This is a genomic window from Patescibacteria group bacterium, assembly GCA_041651355.1.
GTDB lineage: Bacteria > Patescibacteriota > Patescibacteriia > Patescibacteriales > UBA12465 > JAPLVX01.
The window spans coordinates 498,041-515,538 of the sequence record JBAZJK010000001.1 but is presented as its reverse complement, the minus strand read 5'-3'; the positions used below and the strand labels follow the sequence as shown (position 1 = coordinate 515,538).

The 17,498-nt window shown below is 44.2% G+C and carries 16 protein-coding genes; all 16 read left to right on the top strand.

Annotated elements, in window-relative coordinates; translation table 11 throughout:
- Positions 1 to 3 precede the first annotated feature (3 nt).
- The 16 genes from WC441_02675 to WC441_02600 all read left to right on the top strand — a co-directional run bounded on the left by WC441_02675 (position 4) and on the right by WC441_02600 (position 17,496).
- Positions 4 to 2,595 carry a DUF4012 domain-containing protein gene (locus WC441_02675; GenBank protein MFA5163413.1) on the top strand — a complete coding sequence of 864 codons (2,592 nt, stop codon included), beginning with the start codon at positions 4 to 6 and terminating at the stop codon, positions 2,593 to 2,595.
- Positions 2,596 to 2,628: 33 nt separating this feature from the next.
- The gene (locus WC441_02670; protein MFA5163412.1) at positions 2,629 to 4,632 is read left to right on the top strand and encodes a hypothetical protein; all 2,004 of its coding nucleotides are present in this window, start codon (positions 2,629 to 2,631) and stop codon (positions 4,630 to 4,632) included.
- Positions 4,633 to 4,639: 7 nt separating this feature from the next.
- Positions 4,640 to 5,716: a tRNA guanosine(34) transglycosylase Tgt gene (gene tgt, locus WC441_02665; GenBank protein ID MFA5163411.1), complete on the top strand. Its 1,077-nt coding sequence runs from the start codon at positions 4,640 to 4,642 to the stop codon at positions 5,714 to 5,716.
- 11 nt (positions 5,717 to 5,727) lie between these two features.
- Positions 5,728 to 6,864 (top strand): metallophosphoesterase, encoded by a 1,137-nt coding sequence (locus WC441_02660; GenBank protein MFA5163410.1) that lies wholly within the window; start codon positions 5,728 to 5,730, stop codon positions 6,862 to 6,864.
- A 4-nt stretch (positions 6,865 to 6,868) separates the two neighbouring features.
- Positions 6,869 to 7,861, top strand: coding sequence for a 23S rRNA (adenine(2503)-C(2))-methyltransferase RlmN (gene rlmN, locus WC441_02655; GenBank protein MFA5163409.1), 993 nt, complete (start codon positions 6,869 to 6,871; stop codon positions 7,859 to 7,861).
- A gap of 1 nt (position 7,862) precedes the next feature.
- Positions 7,863 to 8,453: a M48 family metallopeptidase gene (locus tag WC441_02650; GenBank protein ID MFA5163408.1), complete on the top strand. Its 591-nt coding sequence runs from the start codon at positions 7,863 to 7,865 to the stop codon at positions 8,451 to 8,453.
- A gap of 68 nt (positions 8,454 to 8,521) precedes the next feature.
- Complete coding sequence (locus WC441_02645) at positions 8,522 to 9,106, top strand: superoxide dismutase (protein ID MFA5163407.1); 585 nt, start codon at positions 8,522 to 8,524, stop codon at positions 9,104 to 9,106.
- A gap of 4 nt (positions 9,107 to 9,110) precedes the next feature.
- Positions 9,111 to 9,782: a histidine phosphatase family protein gene (locus tag WC441_02640; GenBank protein MFA5163406.1), complete on the top strand. Its 672-nt coding sequence runs from the start codon at positions 9,111 to 9,113 to the stop codon at positions 9,780 to 9,782.
- 157 nt (positions 9,783 to 9,939) lie between these two features.
- A complete protein-coding gene (gene rpsB / locus WC441_02635) occupies positions 9,940 to 10,632 on the top strand; it encodes a 30S ribosomal protein S2 (GenBank protein ID MFA5163405.1) in 693 nt (230 codons plus the stop codon).
- 21 nt (positions 10,633 to 10,653) lie between these two features.
- Complete coding sequence (tsf, locus tag WC441_02630) at positions 10,654 to 11,448, top strand: translation elongation factor Ts (protein MFA5163404.1); 795 nt, start codon at positions 10,654 to 10,656, stop codon at positions 11,446 to 11,448.
- Between the two features lie 44 nt (positions 11,449 to 11,492).
- Positions 11,493 to 12,308 carry a regulatory iron-sulfur-containing complex subunit RicT gene (ricT, locus tag WC441_02625; protein ID MFA5163403.1) on the top strand — a complete coding sequence of 272 codons (816 nt, stop codon included), beginning with the start codon at positions 11,493 to 11,495 and terminating at the stop codon, positions 12,306 to 12,308.
- A 30-nt stretch (positions 12,309 to 12,338) separates the two neighbouring features.
- The gene (locus WC441_02620; GenBank protein ID MFA5163402.1) at positions 12,339 to 12,689 is read left to right on the top strand and encodes a hypothetical protein; all 351 of its coding nucleotides are present in this window, start codon (positions 12,339 to 12,341) and stop codon (positions 12,687 to 12,689) included.
- A gap of 115 nt (positions 12,690 to 12,804) precedes the next feature.
- Entirely contained in the window at positions 12,805 to 13,812 is a 1,008-nt protein-coding gene (gap, locus tag WC441_02615; protein MFA5163401.1) for a type I glyceraldehyde-3-phosphate dehydrogenase, read from the top strand.
- A gap of 1 nt (position 13,813) precedes the next feature.
- Positions 13,814 to 14,908 (top strand): NADH-ubiquinone oxidoreductase-F iron-sulfur binding region domain-containing protein, encoded by a 1,095-nt coding sequence (locus tag WC441_02610; protein ID MFA5163400.1) that lies wholly within the window; start codon positions 13,814 to 13,816, stop codon positions 14,906 to 14,908.
- A gap of 10 nt (positions 14,909 to 14,918) precedes the next feature.
- Positions 14,919 to 15,761: a hypothetical protein gene (locus tag WC441_02605; GenBank protein MFA5163399.1), complete on the top strand. Its 843-nt coding sequence runs from the start codon at positions 14,919 to 14,921 to the stop codon at positions 15,759 to 15,761.
- 10 nt (positions 15,762 to 15,771) lie between these two features.
- Positions 15,772 to 17,496 carry a [FeFe] hydrogenase, group A gene (locus tag WC441_02600; protein MFA5163398.1) on the top strand — a complete coding sequence of 575 codons (1,725 nt, stop codon included), beginning with the start codon at positions 15,772 to 15,774 and terminating at the stop codon, positions 17,494 to 17,496.
- Positions 17,497 to 17,498 lie beyond the last annotated feature (2 nt).

Here is a 17,498-nt window from a genome sequence, read left to right as displayed (position 1 = left end):
GGCATGAAATTTCAAGATGATAGGTCAATTTATTCTAATTCACCTCGGAGGAAAAATAATTTCTCTAGTTTTGTCGTAGATTTAAGGTCGCCTCGAAAAAAGGACGAAGTCCAGGCGCAATTAGCTCAGCCAGAGTCAAAACGCCGAGCTAACAAAGGCAAACGAAGATCTGCGTCTAGTTTGTTTAATTTCTCGATTTTAAAAAAATTGAGATTAGGACCTGATTTTTTAAGCTCTAAAGAATGGCGTCAGTCACAGGCCGAAAAATTTTCTTGGCGGCATTTCGTCCCCCATTATTTATTACCATCCAGATTATTACCCAGGCGCAGAAAAGGGTTCTTGAGGCCTTGGTCTCGACATCGCTCTTCTTTCGTGAACCTTTATCTGCGCTCAGCGGCCAAGCATTTTAAAGTTTTAAATTCTCGCGTTCCTCATATTCGTATTTCTCGAGTGAAAGACCAAATCGTAGTAGCGCCTCATCTGTTCCATCCTGTCCGCCGCAATAAAAGATGGTGGGAGATTTTTTATTTTATCATCATCCTCTTAGTCTTAGTCGTCCCTTTCAAAGTCATGTCTTATTATTTCGATCTCGATGCTTTGAAATCAAGGATATTATCCCGTTCTCAATCCGGAGTTAGCAGTTTCTTGGCCGGAGCCGACCGAGCCGCTAGCCTGGATTGGTCCGGCGCTAATTCAGAGTTCAGTGCCGCTGGCCAGAAATTCCTCGCCGCCCAGTCCGAAGCGGAGAAGATTAATAATTCTTTATTATCCTTAGCTTCTCTTTCTTCGAATCCAGAAATCAAAATGGCGGCGGAAAGCAAGAAGCTCTTAGCCGCCGGTAGCGCGGCCGCTAGCTTAGGTAAGAACCTCAGCTTGGCGCTTGATAGCTTATTCAATAACCCTCAGCAAGACATTGCGAAAATATTGGAAAATTTTTCCTATTACGGCGGCTTAGCCGAGCGTGACTTAAAACAAGTCAGTCAGAACTTATCCGCGGTCAAAATCAGCAATCTGCCCCCCGAGTATCAAGCAGAATTCGCTAATCTCAATCAGCAGGTCCAAGATCTTTCGCGGGGCCTGGGGTCATTTATTTCCTCGCTGCGGTCTTTGCATGAATTCTTGGGTCTGAACCAGGATAAGCGATATTTATTGGTTTTTCAAAATAACACCGAACTCAGGGCTAGCGGCGGTTTTTTGGGCAGCTATGCCTTAGTTGATATTAGGGATGGCAAGATAAAGAATCTGGAAGTTCCCGGCGGCGGCTCCTATGACACCGAGGCTGGTTTGAAAAAAAAGATCGTCTCGCCGGCTCCTCTTTGGTTGGTTAATCCCCAGTGGCATTTTTGGGATTGTAATTGGTGGCCGGATTGGCCGACTAGCGCCCAAAATATCATGTGGTTCTATGAGAAGAGCGACGGGCCGACTGTCGATGGCGTCATCAGCTTTACCCCCACGGTAATCGAAGACCTGCTTAAGATCATCGGTCCGATAGACTTGAGACAAGAATATGGCGTCGTGGTTGATGCTGATAACTTTTGGGAGAACGTCCAGACTGTCGTGGAAACTAAGAACCAAGGCTTTATTAGCGGCGCGGCCACGGCTTCTTCCAGTTTGCTGGCTAGCTCATCCTTGGTCCTTAACCAGGGTTTAGAGCAGAATACTGCCAATAAGCCAAAGAAGATAATCGGCGACTTGATGGCTAAGATTTTGGAAGAATTACCGAGTCATCTGGATAAGGATAATCTGATTAAGCTTCTGTCTTTAAGCGAAAAGAATCTAAGCGGCAAGCAGATCCTGTTTTATTTTAATGATCCTAAATTGCAGAAAATCGTCTCTGACCATAATTGGGCTGGTGAAATGCGACCCAGTAATTATGATTATTTAGCGGTGATCAATACGAATATCGCCGGGCAAAAAAGCGATCGTCGGATCAAGGAGACGATAGATTTAGATAGCGATATTTTAAGCGATGGCAGCGTAGTTAATACTTTGACTATCCGTCGTCAGCACGCCGGTGTTAAGAACGAAATTTTTAGCGGAGTGCGTAACGTCGATTGGCTCCGCGTCTATGTGCCCTCTGGCAGCCAACTCCTTCAGGCTAGCGGTTTTTCTGTGCCTGACGCTAGTTATTTCTCTAAGCCCGAAGCAGATTGGGAAATAAATCCGACCTTAGCTAAGTATGAGAATATCTTTGCCGTCGATCCAGCGAGCGGCACCAAGATCTACCAAGAGAACGGCAAGACCGTGTTTGCGAATTGGACTATGGTCGATCCGGGAGAAGAATCAATTCTAACCTTTAAATACCGCTTGCCTTTTAATGTTCTGAGCCGACCGCAAGCGGATACTTGGGTAGAAGACTTGAACCGTTGGCTGAATCCTAGGCAAGCCATCCTTTTGCCTTATTCCTTGCTAATACAAAAACAAGCAGGTGCAGCGGCCAGTGCATTTTCTCTACACCTGCGCGCTAGCGGGGATTGGCCTTTGGTTTGGCGATATCCGGCGGCCAGCGGTCACGAACCTTATGTTTGGGAAACAAGTTTTGATTTGGATAGCGATAAATATTTTGCGACTATCTTGAAGCAGGATAGGGAATAAGCATGATTAAAATATTAAAGACTATTTAAACATATGCCTTCTAAAAAAGATCTGTCTTCTCTAAAAGTGCAAAAAAAATCCAGCTCTAGCCTGGCTGACTTTATCGAGCGCCCAGTACCCAATGAGCAGGAGGTGGCAAATTTCAACCGTTTGGTTAAACAAGAGGCACGGGACCAGGAAATAGATACTAATTTATCGGAGATATATAGGGACAGGGATGGCAGTCTGGTTGACGTCAAAACCTTGAAGGTCAGGCGTCGCCGTTCAGTTTGGGGACGCCTCTGGCGCCGTTTTTTGTCTCTAGTTTTATTGTTTGCTCTCGTGTATGGCTTGTATTATTTCATCAGCCGCCGGAGCACTTCAGCTGCCCTTGATTTTAACATCCAGGCTCCAGAAAAAATAATGTCCGGAGAAGAATTTTTCTATGAGATTGCCTATCGGAATACCGGACGTTTTATCCTTAAGAACATAAGCCTTAATCTCCAGTATCCTGATAATTTTGTCTTCATAGAAAGTTCAGAGGCTGCTAGTAACCAAAAAGATAGTTGGCAGTTACCTGACTTGGGTCCGAATCAAAGTTATTCGTTAAAGATAAAAGGGAAATTAATTAATAAGCAAGATGCTCCTAATATTTTAAACGCCCGTTTAGCCTATACGCCAGAGAATTTTTCCAGTGAATTTAAGAAGGAAACTAGTGTCAACACCTTGATCAGCGGCCTAGGTTTCGAGGTCGAAGCTAACTATCTTAATACCGCTTTGATCGGCCAGATAGGCGAAGTCAGATTAACCTTCACTAACTTTGGCGAACAGGTGTATCTGAATGATTTTCTTTTAAACATCAGCGCCCCGGAAAATATTAGTTTAACCGATCTGGCTAAAAGCGAAGAGAAGAACGCTCCAATCAGCGATAACCAGGGACCACCGCCCCTAGCTCTTAATAAGATCAGCGGCACCCAGTGGCAGATCAGCGGCGCTGTGCCAAAATCAAGTAAGCAGAATCTCATCCTGAAATATCAAGTCAAAGAGAAATTAGAAGACCAGCAGTCTATCATGATTGCTTTGGAGCAGCTGACCCCCGACGGACGCAACTTAATTTTCTGGGAAAAATCTTTAGATTTACAGATCATGAAAAGCGACTTAAACCTCACCTTGGCAGTTAACGGCGTTAAAGCCGATAGTCCGGTCAATTTCGGCCAAACCCTTAATTATGAGATAGAATATTCAAACCTAGGAGCGTCCACTTTAAATGATGTTAACATTCGGCTCGATTTGCAGGGTGAATTTTTCGATTGGTCGAGCTTGCAGGATGAGCAAAGGGGGCAGAAGAGCGGCGCCGGCTTAGTCTGGACCAAAGAACAGTTGCCGGCTTTAAGCGCGTTGGATCCTGGCCAGTCGGGAAAAATCGCCTTTAGTATCAAGCTGAAGGATTTCCAAAGTTCTGATTTAGGTAAAGATTTATCTTTAAATAGCCAGGCGCGGTTTAATCTCAGTTCCGGCACGGATGAAGCTAGTTCTGACCGCCAAAGCAACGCCATCATTAACAGGCTAAATAGTAATTTTGACTTGTCAGAGCAGATACGCTATTTTGATGAGAACAATATCCCGGTCGGCAGCGGACCCTTACCCCCTAAAGTCGGCGCTAAAACTAGCTTCCGGGTTTATTGGACGGTGAGCAATTCTTTGCACGAATTGAGCGGGAGCAAGGTATCGGTAACTCTGCCAGCTTATGTGAATTTTGAAGAGAAGAGCAGTCTAGATACCGGGTCATTAATTTATGATCCCAATAATCGTCGCTTGACTTGGGAGATAGGCCGTCTGCCCCTATCAGCCCGTCGCGCTTCAGCTGCTTTTAATATCAGTATCCAGCCAGGAAATGATGATTTGGATAAGATATTAATCCTTAGCCCCGGCACGACCGCTGAAGCCTTGGATATTGAAACCCAGGGGCAGATTACTAAGCTTATTTCAGCTAAGACTACTAAGCTTGAAGATGACGATATCGCTAATCTGAATAATTCCGGCCAAGTCGGTAATTAATATTTTCATGACCAAAACAAAAAACGGCCAGCTGCGGCGGCCAGCTCTCAAATTAAGAACCAGACACGGGGTTTTAACAACCCCTTTCTTTATGCCGGACGCGACTCGGGCTTTAGTTAAACTGATCTCTAAGCAAGAGCTTGAATCTATCCAGGTTCCAGCTTTAGTGGTTAATACTTTCCATTTGTATTTGCAACCAGGATTAAAGACTATAAAAGCCGCGGGCGGCTTACATGAATTCATGAATTGGCCCGGTCCGCTCCTGTCGGATAGCGGCGGTTACCAGGTTTTTTCTTTGATCCATAAGAATAAGAAGCTGGGTAAGATTAATGATGAACAGGTCGTCTTCCGTTCCCCCTTGGACGGCTCTTATCACGAATTGAGTCCGGAAAAATCCATCCAAATCCAGTTTGATCTAGGAGTTGATATGATGGTTTGTTTGGATGATTGTCCGCCTAATGACTTTAGCCGGCAAGATTTGGCCAAAGCAGTCAAACGCACGATTGCCTGGGCTAAGCGCTGTAAACAGGAGTATGAACGCCAACTCAAGAAGAGATCTTTGAGCGGGCGCCAGCGCCCTCTTCTGTTTGCAGTCATTCAGGGCGGGGCAGAATTAGATCTAAGAGAGGAGTGCGCTCGCGAACTGGTCAAGATCGGTTTTGACGGTTATGGTTTCGGTGCTAGACCGGTTGATAGCCAAGGCAGATTCTTGGAAAATGTCTTGCGTCGGACAGCTGAATTTATTCCGCCCGACAAGTTGCGCTTTGCTTTAGGCGTCGGGACGCCCAGCGACATTAAGCGCTGCATCCGTTTAGGTTGGGATATGTTCGATTGCGTCATTCCGACGAGGGAGGGTAGGCATGGACGCCTCTTTTTACCGCGCCAGAATTTAAATATAAATAACGCTAGGTTCGCGCTTGATTTTAAAGCCATTAATCCTAAGAGCAAGCTCCCGGAGTTAAGAGAATATTCCCGGGCGTATCTTCATCATCTTTTCAAGTTGAATGATCCTCTGGGGCAAAGATTGGCCGCCCTCCATAACCTAGAATTCTATCAGGACTTAATGAAAAGCTTCAAAGCTTAAGTTGTGTCTTTATGAAAGTTAAATCATTCCAAAAAAATACTCATTTGATAATCTTAGCTTTTTTGTTGAGTTTTATCATTATGTCTTTAGGGCATGTCGTGGTTTTTGCTTTAGCGGTCTATATTTTTCATTTGGATCTTTGGGCTATTCATGGCTTGAAGTGGTTCCTAATGGCCATGCCGGCCAATATTGTTTTATCTTCTTTCTTAATCCATAAAAAGGATCATTTACTTATACGTTGGTATTATATATTTTCCATGGTCTGGATTGGCTGGTTCTTCAATTTCCTCCTGTTTATCACGCCGTTGGCTGCTTTGAAGTTGGTCTGGCGTTTCCAGAATCATTTTTTTGATGCCTCTCATTATGCCTGGCTGCTTCTAATTTTATCGACCTTATTCACCATTCTTAATATAGCCTATGCCTTCTATCCTAAGATCAGGCGCTTGGCGGTTAAAATCAAGGACCTGCCTGATTATTGGGAGAATAAGACTCTGGTTTTGATTTCCGATGTGCATATCGGTCCGGTTTATCGCCAAAGATTCCTGAACCGGGCGATCGACCGCATCAATCAGCTTAATCCTAGCGTCGTTCTGATCGGCGGAGACTTGTTTGACGGCATGGAAGCGGATTTCTTTTGGCTCCATGAACCTTTTAAGAGATTAAGCGCGCCTCAAGGCGTCTACTATGCTATCGGGAATCACGACCTTTATCTAGGCCTAAAAAATGTGTTTGAGATCTTCCGGGAAAGCGATATCAGGGTCTTGAATAATGAAAGGATCGTGAGGAAAGGCTTGCAATTTATCGGTATCAATTATTTCAAGCAAGATTCCCTCAGTTTAGAAAAGATAATTTTGAGCCGGGTCGGCTATGATGCTAAGATGCCGAGCGTCCTCTTGTGGCACGAGCCGAAAAGGATCGCCCAAGCCAAGGCCGCCGGGATCGACTTGATGCTAGCCGGTCATACTCATAACGGTCAGATGTGGCCTTTGAATTTCATCGCTAAATGGGTCTATAAAGGTTATAATTATGGCCTATATCAGGATCATGATTTTTCCCTTTATGTTTCCTGTGGCTTGGGCACCTGGGGACCGCCTTTAAGGAATACCAGCCGCTCTGAGATCGTCGCGATCCGTTTGGAAAAAAAATAATTTTATGGATTTAAATCAGATAAAAAAAATCTTAGATGGTGCTCCGGCTTTCCGTTATCGCCAAGTTGAACGGGCCGTATTTAAGGAATTAATCAGCGATTGGTCCCAGGTTAGCAACCTGCCTAAAGACCTGAAAGACCGTTTGCAGTCTGAGGTTAGCTTAGACATACCAGCTGAACTTACGGGGTCTTGGCGCCAGGGCAGCCTGAAAGCTCTTATCACCCTAGAGGACGGAAATAAGATAGAAACCGTCCTCATGAAACTCAATGACCGTTATACGGTCTGTGTGTCGTCTCAAGTCGGCTGTCCCTTGGCTTGCCGTTTTTGTGCCACCGGACAAAATGGATTTAAGCGCAATCTGGAAGATGGCGAAATAGTCGAGCAGGTTATTTTTTGGGCTCGCTATCTCAAGGCTAAACAGGAAACAGTTGATAATTTGGTTTTTATGGGTATGGGTGAGCCATTTTTGAATTATGATAATGTCTTGAAGGCCATCAAATTTTTAAACAGCCAAGATTCTTTGAATATCGGGGCGCGGAAGATTTCTATCTCTAGCGTCGGCGTGATCGAAGGCATTAAAAAGCTGTCTCATGAACCTCTGCAGCTGAATCTAGCTATTTCTTTGCATGCGACCAACGATGATTTGCGTTCCCGTTTGATGCCGGCCAATCGCCGCTATCCTCTGCGCCAGCTGTTACCTGCCGTGGACAACTATATTTCTCTTACTGGCCGTAAAGTCATGTTTGAGTATTTATTGATAAAAGATATCAATGATTCCGAAGCCGACGCCGAATCGCTTTCACAAATGATGAAGAAACCCTTGTATATGGTTAATCTGGTCGTCTATAATCCCACGGGAGTCTTCCAGGCTCCTAGTCTTGACCGGGTTAACAAATTTAAAGCTGTCCTGGTTAAGAATAAGGTTAATGTCACCGTACGTCGCAGTCTAGGCCAGGAGATATCAGCCGCTTGCGGCCAGTTAGCCGGCAAGAAATAAGATGCGTGTTCTAGAGAAGCAAAAGATAGCGTCGCATCGGAGTTTAGTAATCAAAGGCCGGTCTTTACCCTATATTTTAAGGGAAAGTGGACGTGCCCGACGCCTCCGACTGACGGTTTATCCGGGCCAGTATTTACTGGTGACCAAACCCAAACGAGTCAGCCTGGAGTTAGCGGAAAGATTCATCTTATCCAAAGCGGATTGGGTCATCAGGCATCTTGAATCTAAACCCGCCCGTTTCCAGGAGGCGGCGCTTGATCAGAAGTCATATCAAGCGAAGCGGCTGGAAGCCCACGCCCTCATCAATGCCCGTTTGGCTTATTTCAATTCCTTCTATAACTTTAAATACCAAAAAGTGACGGTTAGGAATCAGGCGACTCGCTGGGGCAGCTGTTCACGTCGCGCTAATCTTAATTTCAATGTCCGGCTTCTGGATCTGCCTGAGGCTTTGCGTGACTATATCATCGTCCATGAACTTTGCCACCTTAAGGAATTCAATCATTCCGAGCGTTTTTGGTCTTTAGTAGCCCAAACCCAAGTAAATTATTTGACCTTAAGGCGTCAATTAAAAGCTTGGTCCCTGGGGCTTTAGATTGAGAGGCTGGCGATAAAGACCGGCCTTTGCTATACTTTAAAAGATAATTAATTAATTTTAATCTTATGTTTACTTTACCTAGTTTACCATTTGCGCCTGAAGCTTTGGCGCCCCACATTTCTGCTCGGACTCTAGAGTTTCATTATGGCAAGCACCACCAAGCTTATATAGATAATCTTAATAAGTTGGTGGCTGGAACCGACCTAGAAAACAAAAGCCTAGAAGAGGTCATAGCCGCGACTTCAGGACAGCCGGATAAGTTGGCTATTTTCAATAATGCGGCCCAGAGCTATAATCATGCTTTCTTTTGGCAAAGCTTGAAGCCGGATACCAAGATTTCGGATGAGCTTCTAGCTTTGGTAGAGTCTAGTTTTGGTTCCCTGGAAAATTTTTATACGGAATTTAAAGCGGCGGCCGCTTCCCAATTCGGCAGCGGCTGGGCCTGGCTAGTCAAGACCGGGACGGTTTTAGAGATCGTTAAAACCGCTAATGCTAATCTGCCTGATCTTAAAACTTCTAAGCCCTTATTAGTGGTTGACGTTTGGGAACATGCTTATTATCTAGACTATCAGAATCGCCGGCCTGATTACCTTGAAGCTTTGATGCGCCATCTTCTCAATTGGGATTTTGCTCAAAGCAATTTGTCTTAGTTTTATGTACAAGAATCCCTATATAAAATTAAAACCCAAGACTCGGAAGCCTTATACCTTTATCTATCTTATCCGTCACGGCAACCCTGATTATAGCCAAGAGAAAGATTTGGGCGAGCATAACATTCCTTTGTCTAAATTTGGTATCAGCCAGAGTAAATTATTGGCCAAGCGTCTATTGGGCGAGGGGATTGATAAAATTTACGCGAGCGAATTGCTCCGCGCCAAGGAAACCGCCCAAGTCTTTTCCGTCTTAGCTAATAAGAAGGTAGATATCGATGAGCGCCTGAACGAGATCGATTGGCTTGATTGGCACCGCGTCCCTTATTTCAATATGTCTGAGAAGACGCGCAATAAGAAACTTAAACATCATGACTTATTGAATCGCCGCCTAGATCGCATGCAGTCTAAAGCCAGACGTTGTATCGCCGATATCTATCGGCACCATAAAGGTCAAAGCGTGGCCCTGTTTACCCATGGTAACTTCATCAAAACTGTTTTAACTGGAATACTGAATGCCGACGTGATCGGCTTCCTGTCTTTAGAGATTTATCAGGCTTCGGTTTCTAAACTGGCTATCGATCGGGACGGTTTTATTAAGATCGATTCAATAAATAGCGCTAGCCATTTACGCCAAGCCCCTAAAGAAGACTTATTTATCACCCTTTTAGACTAAGATTTAGCTTATTTAAAGCCTGATATTGACACAATTTAGAATTTCCTTTATCTTATCAGAGTAGAGGTTCGGCCTCTATTTTGTAATAATTAATTATCATGTCTTCCATTTTTCTTGCCCATTGAGGGCAGAGAAGACAGACGTAAAAAAGAAAAATATGTCAAAATTACCAAAAATCGAAGAGTTACTCAAGGCTGGCGCTCATTTCGGCCATCGGACTAACCGCTGGCATCCTAAGATGAAGCCTTTTATTTTCACTTCTAAGAATGGCATTTATATCTTGGATTTGAACAAAACCCTGGAAAAGCTCCAGGAAGCTTTGGATTTCATCAAACAGTTGTTAGGCGAAGGCAAGAGCATTCTATTCGTTGGCACTAAGCCTCAAGTTAAGGCCCCTTTAAAGAAGATGGCTGAAGAAACCGGACAGCCTTATATCGTCGGCAAGTGGTTAGGCGGTTACCTGACTAACTTCAGCATCGTTAAGCGTTCGATTAAAAAATATACTGATTTAGTAGAGAAGAAAGCCGCTGGCAAGCTGGATAAATATACCAAGAAAGAACAGTTAGATTTCGATAGAGAGATAAAAAAATTAGAACTCAGGGTTGGCGGCTTGGTCAATCTCAATAAATTACCTGACGCCCTATTTGTCTGGGATATCAAAGAAGAAGCTACAGCTGTAGCCGAGGCTAGGAAAAAGAATATCCCGATCATCGGTATCTGTGATACTAACGTCAATCCGGAAATGGTAACTTATCCGATTCCGGCTAATGATGATGCTACTAAGACGATCGCCTTGATTTTAGACGCAGTCAAAGCGGCTATCGTCGAAGCGAAAAAAGAGCTTAAATAATATCTCAATCTTTTAAATCATATGGAACAAATAAAAAAGCTGCGGGAAATAACCGGAGCTGGCATGGTTGATTGTAAAAAAGCCTTGGATGAGACCGGAGGCGACTTAGATAAGGCAATCGAAGTCTTACGCAAGAAGGGAATTGCTAAGGCCGCCAAGCGTACTGATCGTGAAACCAACGAAGGCGTAATCAAGGTTGCTGTTAATGAGGCTGGCGACGAGGGCTATATTTTAGAATTAGATTCAGAGACCGATTTCGTAGCCAGAAACGAAAAATTCCAAACTTTTGCCGATGAAGTCTTATCAATTATCAAGACTCAGAAACCAGCTAGCTTGGAGGCTCTTTTGGCTTTAAACATGGCTCAAGGTACGGTTCAAGAGAATTTAGATAACCTGAGCGGAACAATCGGGGAAAAGATGATTTTGAAGCGGATAGCTGTCATTTCCGGCGCTAGTGTGGCCGCTTACTCTCATTTGGGAGGGCGTATTGGAGTTTTAGTTGCATTGGATCAAGCCGGCAAGGCCGAATTGGCTCAAGAGGTGGCAATGCAGATAGCCGCTACTAATCCTAAATATATCAAACCTGAGGAGGTGCCTAGCGAGGAATTAAATAAAGAAAAAGAAATCTATCGCGAACAGCTTTTAAAAGAAGGAAAACCTGAAGCTATGGTTGACAAGATTGTCGAAGGTAAGGTTGCCAAGTATTACACTGAAGTCTGCCTCTTTGAGCAGGAATTTATTAAGGATGACAAACTTAAGATCAAAGATATCTTGGCTGGAGCCGGTATTTCCCAATTTATCCGTTATAATCTTTAACGCTATCTTTGCCCCGGCTTTATCCGGGGTGAAGTTTATATATTATGTCTAGCGTGCAAGTTCAATTTGCCAGCTGGGACAAGGTTTATAATTTTTCTAAACCCAGCGATTTAAATATCAGTGTCGGTTCGATAGTGATGGTTGAAACCGACCTAGGTTTAGAGTTGGGCAGAGTGGTTGGACTGAAGCCAGCGAGCGGCGAGCGGGAACTGAAGCCGATTTTACGCCTAGCTAATTATGATGATGTTGCCAATCTGCCTGATGAAGCAAGAAAAGCCGAAGCCTTAGCCTATTGCAAGCAGGTAGCGGAGCGTCTGCATCTGGATATGAAGCTAGTCGATGTCCACTTCGCCTATTCTGGCGGCCGGATTACTTTTGCTTTCATTTCTGACGGTCGAGTCGATTTTCGTGATTTAGTTAAGGACCTAACCGCCCACTTCGCTTGTAACATCCGCTTAAACCAGATAGGTATCAGAGATGAAGCTCGTGCTTCGGGCGATTGCGGCCCCTGCGGCGGCCATCTCTGCTGTCGAACCTTTCTTAAAGATTTCTTTTCCATTACTTCTGAAATGGCTGAAGCCCAGCAAGTCGTCCACCGGGGCAGCGAGCGTATTTCCGGCATGTGCGGCCGCTTGATGTGTTGTTTGTCCTATGAATATGAAGGCTATAAAGACATGGCTGGTAAATTACCCCCTCTAGGTACTAGAGTGAACGTTGATGGCAAAAGAGGTATTGTTGTCAGCCATCATATCCTGAAACAGTCGGTCAATGTTGAATTTCCTCCGGATAAGGAGGGAGAGAGAAACCTAGTAGTAGAAGTTGACCTTAATCGTCATAATAAGAATAATAAAAATAAATAGTTCCTTAACCATTTACTAAAACACTATAACATGAAACGAGTTTTGCTGGTTGACCCTCTGAACTGTTCTTTGACAGTGCCAATTGAAAACCTTTGTAATTGCAAGGCCCAACAAGTTTTTAGTTTACAACAGGCAGGTGATCAGGTAGAAGAGGGCGCTTACGATTTCATGATCATTGATCCGTATCGTTTTCCTCCTAAGCACTTAGCCGTCTGGCTGGCCGATTTGCGCTTTAATAAGCCGGCATTGAAGATTATTATGCTTTCTTCTTGTGAGCGCGGAATTGTTGATCAGAGCTTTCGGCTCAAAATAGGACTGCACTACGATTTCTTCGTCCATCGCGATCCCTGGCCCGTATTAAAACAGATCATTAATAATTAAAAAATGATCCCAGATCTTTGTCTCTCCCCCAACCCCTTTTTTAGGGGTTTTTTCTATACTAGGAATATGTTATAATTATTAGTAAGAAAAAGATTTATTTAATTTAATATTTTCTATGCCTAAGATTAATTTGGCGATCAACGGATTCGGCCGTATCGGTCGGGCCGCTTTTAAGATTATTATCGATCGTTTTCCCGACCTTCGTATCGTTGCAATCAATGATTTAAGTGAAGCGGCGATTTTAACCCATCTTCTTCAATATGATTCTTGCTATGGCCGCTATGACCGCAAAGTTAGGGCTGATAAGAGCCACTTGATAGTCGGCGATCAAAAGATTCCAGTTTTGGCAGTCAAAGATCCTAGCCAATTGCCCTGGCAAGATTTAGGCGTCGATTTAGTGTTAGAGTGCACCGGCAAATTTACTGATGCTGACGGTTTAGGCTTGCATCTGAAAGCCGGAGCTAAGAAGGTTCTGTTATCCGCCCCAGCCAAGAAAGGAGGGGTTAAGACCATCGTCTTAGGTGTTAATGAAAACAAGATTTCCAAGCACGATCAATTCTTGTCCTGCGCTTCCTGCACCACCAACTGTTTGGCACCGGTGACGGCAGTGATAAAATCGGCTTTCGGAATCAAACGTTCTCTTATGACCACTATCCATTCTTATACCGCTGACCAGAATCTAGTCGACGGACCGCATAAGGATTGGCGCCGCGCTCGAGCCGCGGCTCTTAATATCGTGCCGACTACCACCGGCGCCGCCCTGGCCGCTTCCGAGACGATCCCCGCTCTTAAAGGCAAATTTGACGGCCTAGCGATCCGCGTCCCTAGCCCGGTCGGCTCTTTATGCGACACAGTCTATCTTTTAAATAAAAAAACTAGCGCTGAGGCTGTTAACAAAGTCCTGACCAAGGCCGCCCAGGGGCGTTTTAAAGGATTCATTGAGGCTTCTAAGGAAGAGCTGGTATCGACCGACATCATCGGCAATCCTCATAGCGCTATTGTCGACCTTTTATCTACTAAAGTCATTGGCGGAGACCTGCTGAAAGTAATTTCCTGGTATGACAATGAATGGGGTTATGCCAATCGTCTGGTAGAGCTAGGTCGCTATTGGGCCAAGAAATAAGATGAATAAGGATTTAATACATAAAATCAAGGCGGCTGGACTAGTCGGACGCGGCGGAGCCGAATTTCCGGTTTATTTAAAATGGCTAGCGGTTTATCGAGCCATGCTTAGCCCGGAAAATATCCACTGCCAAGTCAGAGGGCAAGACGAGATCGCTTGCTATTACCATCCTGACCAGAGTCCTCGGGCTAAAGTCTGCTACGTCGTCGCTAATGGCGCTGAGGGTGAACCGGGAATCAAGAAGGATGGGTATATCCTAGAGAAATATCCGGAAATATTTTTAGCTGGCTTGAAATTAGCAGTGGATTTTTTGCGGGCTAAAAAAGTTTATATCTTTCTCAGGGCTGATTATTTTAAAAAATATGAGGCTAATTTGATAAAAGAGGCGGCCAAGATATCTCTTCTTAATAAATTAGAAATCCTGTCTAAGCCAGAAGGAGCGGGTTATATTGCCGGCGAAGAAAGCACAATTTTAAATATCATAGAAAATCGTCGCATAGAACCGCGTCTGCGTCCGCCTTATCCGACGGCTCACGGTTTGTTTAATCAGCCGACCCTGATTAATAATATTGAAACTTTTTATGATGTCGCCCTAGTCGCCTCAGGAAAATATAAAAAGGAACGTTTCTTTACTTTGAATGGGGATTTGAAAAATAAGGGGGTGTTTGCTTATCCGGCCCATTGGACAATCGCCCAGGTCTTGCGCGCCTCTGATAATTACCCAAATTGGCCATTTTTTGTCCAGGTCGGCGGAGATGCTAGCGGAGAAGTCTTGTCTGAAGATCAGCTCAATCGGCCGGCTAGCGGCGCGGCCTCGATTACTGTTTATAATTTAAAGACACATAATCCTCATAAACTTTTGGCTTCTTGGTTGGAATTTTTTAAGAATGAATCCTGCGGTCAATGCGTGCCTTGCCGGGAAGGGAGTTTCCGCCTCTGGGAAGCGATCAATGCGGCGCGGATGGACTGGCAATTATTTGAAGAAATCCTGAGCGATTTATCCGAATCTTCTTTTTGTGCTTTAGGTGCTTCTATTCCAACGCCGATCAAGTCATATTGGCAGAATATAGTCAGGCGTTATAGCTTAAAAATTTAATATTATAAATATGAAAATTAAAACTAAATCAAAAAATCCTAAATTAAGCCCGGTTTTTAACATGCTTGAGTCCGCGCTAAAGATTTATTGGCAGAATTTCAATAAATTTATCCGTTTGTTTTTATGGTCGCTTGTCGGTTTCCTGCCGCTTTTTTTCTTGTCTTTTTTGGCTTTCTTATTGCAAGACATTTGGGGTATAAATAGTTTGGGCCTGCAGCTTAGTTTGGCGGTTCTGGTGACTTTTAGCCTCTTGTGGCTGGCTTATTATTTTGCCCGGGTCTATATTAGTGTATTCTTAATGATCAAAAATAATTTTAAGAAGAACACTTGGCCGCAGTTTAAAGAGTCAAGGATGATTGTTTGGTCTTATATCAGTCTAATATTCTTAACTATAATATTTTTATCGCCTTTATTCTTAATTGGCCTAGCTTTCATGGTTTCTATTAATCTTTTACCGATGGCGCCGATGGTTCTAGCAATGCTTTTATTCTGCGCCCTGATATTATTCACCCTAGCTTTTATCCTGGTTATCTTTTTCGGGGTTTCAACTTTTTCTTTGGTATTTGAGAACTTGAATGGCTTACAAGCCTTAAGACGCAGCATGTTTTTGGTAGAGAAGTATTGGTGGGCAGTTTTAGGCCGTATGCTATTTTTTGCCTTGGTGGTTTGGGTGTTCTCTTTATTAATATCTTTCCCCTTGGCTTTAGCTTCCACGGAAAGCGCTTTTTATAGAGCTTGGCAAGGGATCGTCAATCTTGTCCAAATATTAATTTCTCCAATCTACCTTTTATACATGGTTCAAGTTTATCGCGACCTAGTGAAAATTAAAGGCCCGATGCCGAAGAAACGTTAATCTTATTCACATGTTAAGCGCTTTACCTAAAAAAAAGATAAAAGTCCGGCTCAACGGCCAGACATATCCGGCTGTGAGCGGGGAAACGATTTTAGACGTGGCTACGCGTAACAATATTTTTATACCCACCCTTTGTTTCCATCCAGATTTAGACGTCAAGGCTAATTGTCGGATTTGTGCCGTGGAAATCAAAGGACAGAAGAAATTAAGTACCGCTTGTTCTACCGAGGTTTTTGACGGTTTGGAAGCCCTAACGGATTCACGGCGAGTTAGGTCGGCCAGGCACCTTAATCTCGAGTTATTATTTGCTGAGCACGAAACTAAATGCCCAACATGCACTTTGCGTTATAATTGCGCCCTTTTGGATCTCGCTAAGAAATATAAGATCAGGGCCAAGAGATTTAAAGGCCGGAAACAGGAAAGGCAGACATATAAGTTCGCTAATGCAGTGGAGATTGACGGCAGCCAATGTATCGATTGCCGTAATTGTGTCGAGGTTTGTAGCCAAGTCCAACATATAAACTATTTAGAGGTGAGTGGCAAAGGAGCCAAACAAGAGATTGTTCCGACTAAGGATAAAGATATCGATTGCATCTATTGCGGCCAATGCACGCTCCATTGTCCGGTGGCGGCCGCCCAGGAGCAAGATAATTGGCTTGAAGTGGAAAAAGCTTTGCAGGCTAAGGATAAGATAGTGGTGGCACAGTTCGCTCCTTCGGTCCGAGTAGCTATCGGCGAGGAATTCGGCTTGCTTTATGGCAGTGAAAGCACGGGGCGGACCGTGGCCGCTTTGAAGAAATTAGGTTTCGCCTATGTCTTTGATGTTAATTTTGGCGCGGATGTGACGACGATGGTTGAAGCTCAAGAACTTCTAGAGCGCCTCGCTGACAAGAAGGCGGTCAAGCCGCTGATTACTTCTTGTTGCCCAGCCTGGGTGAAATATGCAGAATTTTTTGCTCCGGAATTACTCCCAAATTTAACGAGCGCCCGTTCACCTCAGATCCATATCGGCGGCATCATCAAGACTTATTGGGCCAGCCAGATGAAACTTGACCCTAAAAAGATAGTCGTCGTTTCCGTCATGCCCTGTACAGCTAAGAAGTTCGAGGCCAAGCGCAGCGAATTGAAGATCGGACGCTTAGCGCCGGTAGATTTAGTTATTACTACCAGGGAATTCGCCTATCTATTAAAGAAGAATAAGATAGATTTCGCTTCTCTAAAAACAGAAGATAGCGATAAGATATTCAACGAAGGTAGTGGTGCGGCTGTTATCTATGGCTCATCCGGTGGAGTAATGGAGTCGGCCCTAAGAACCGCCTATGCCCTAGCTTGCCGAGACGACAAAGCTAAACTATGCTCGAACCGCATCGATTTCAAAGAAGTCCGCGGCTTGGAAGATTTTAAGGAAGCAATTATCGATATTGCCGGCCGTAAATTAAGGGTGGGGGTGGTGAATGGCATTGGCGTCTTTGACAAAATTAAAAAAAACCTTAAGAATTATGATTATATCGAGGTTATGGCTTGCCCGGGCGGCTGTATCGGCGGCGGCGGACAGCCCTTGCCGACGACTAAGGAGATTAGGCGGGCTCGGGTAGCTGCCTTGTATAAGATTGATAAATTTAAGAAAATCCGTAAGGCCCATGACAACCAGGAAGTGATAAAAGCTCTTGATTGGTTAGCGCAAAAGGGCTTAAGCGAAGAAGTTTTACATACTCATTATAGGAAAAGACATTAAAT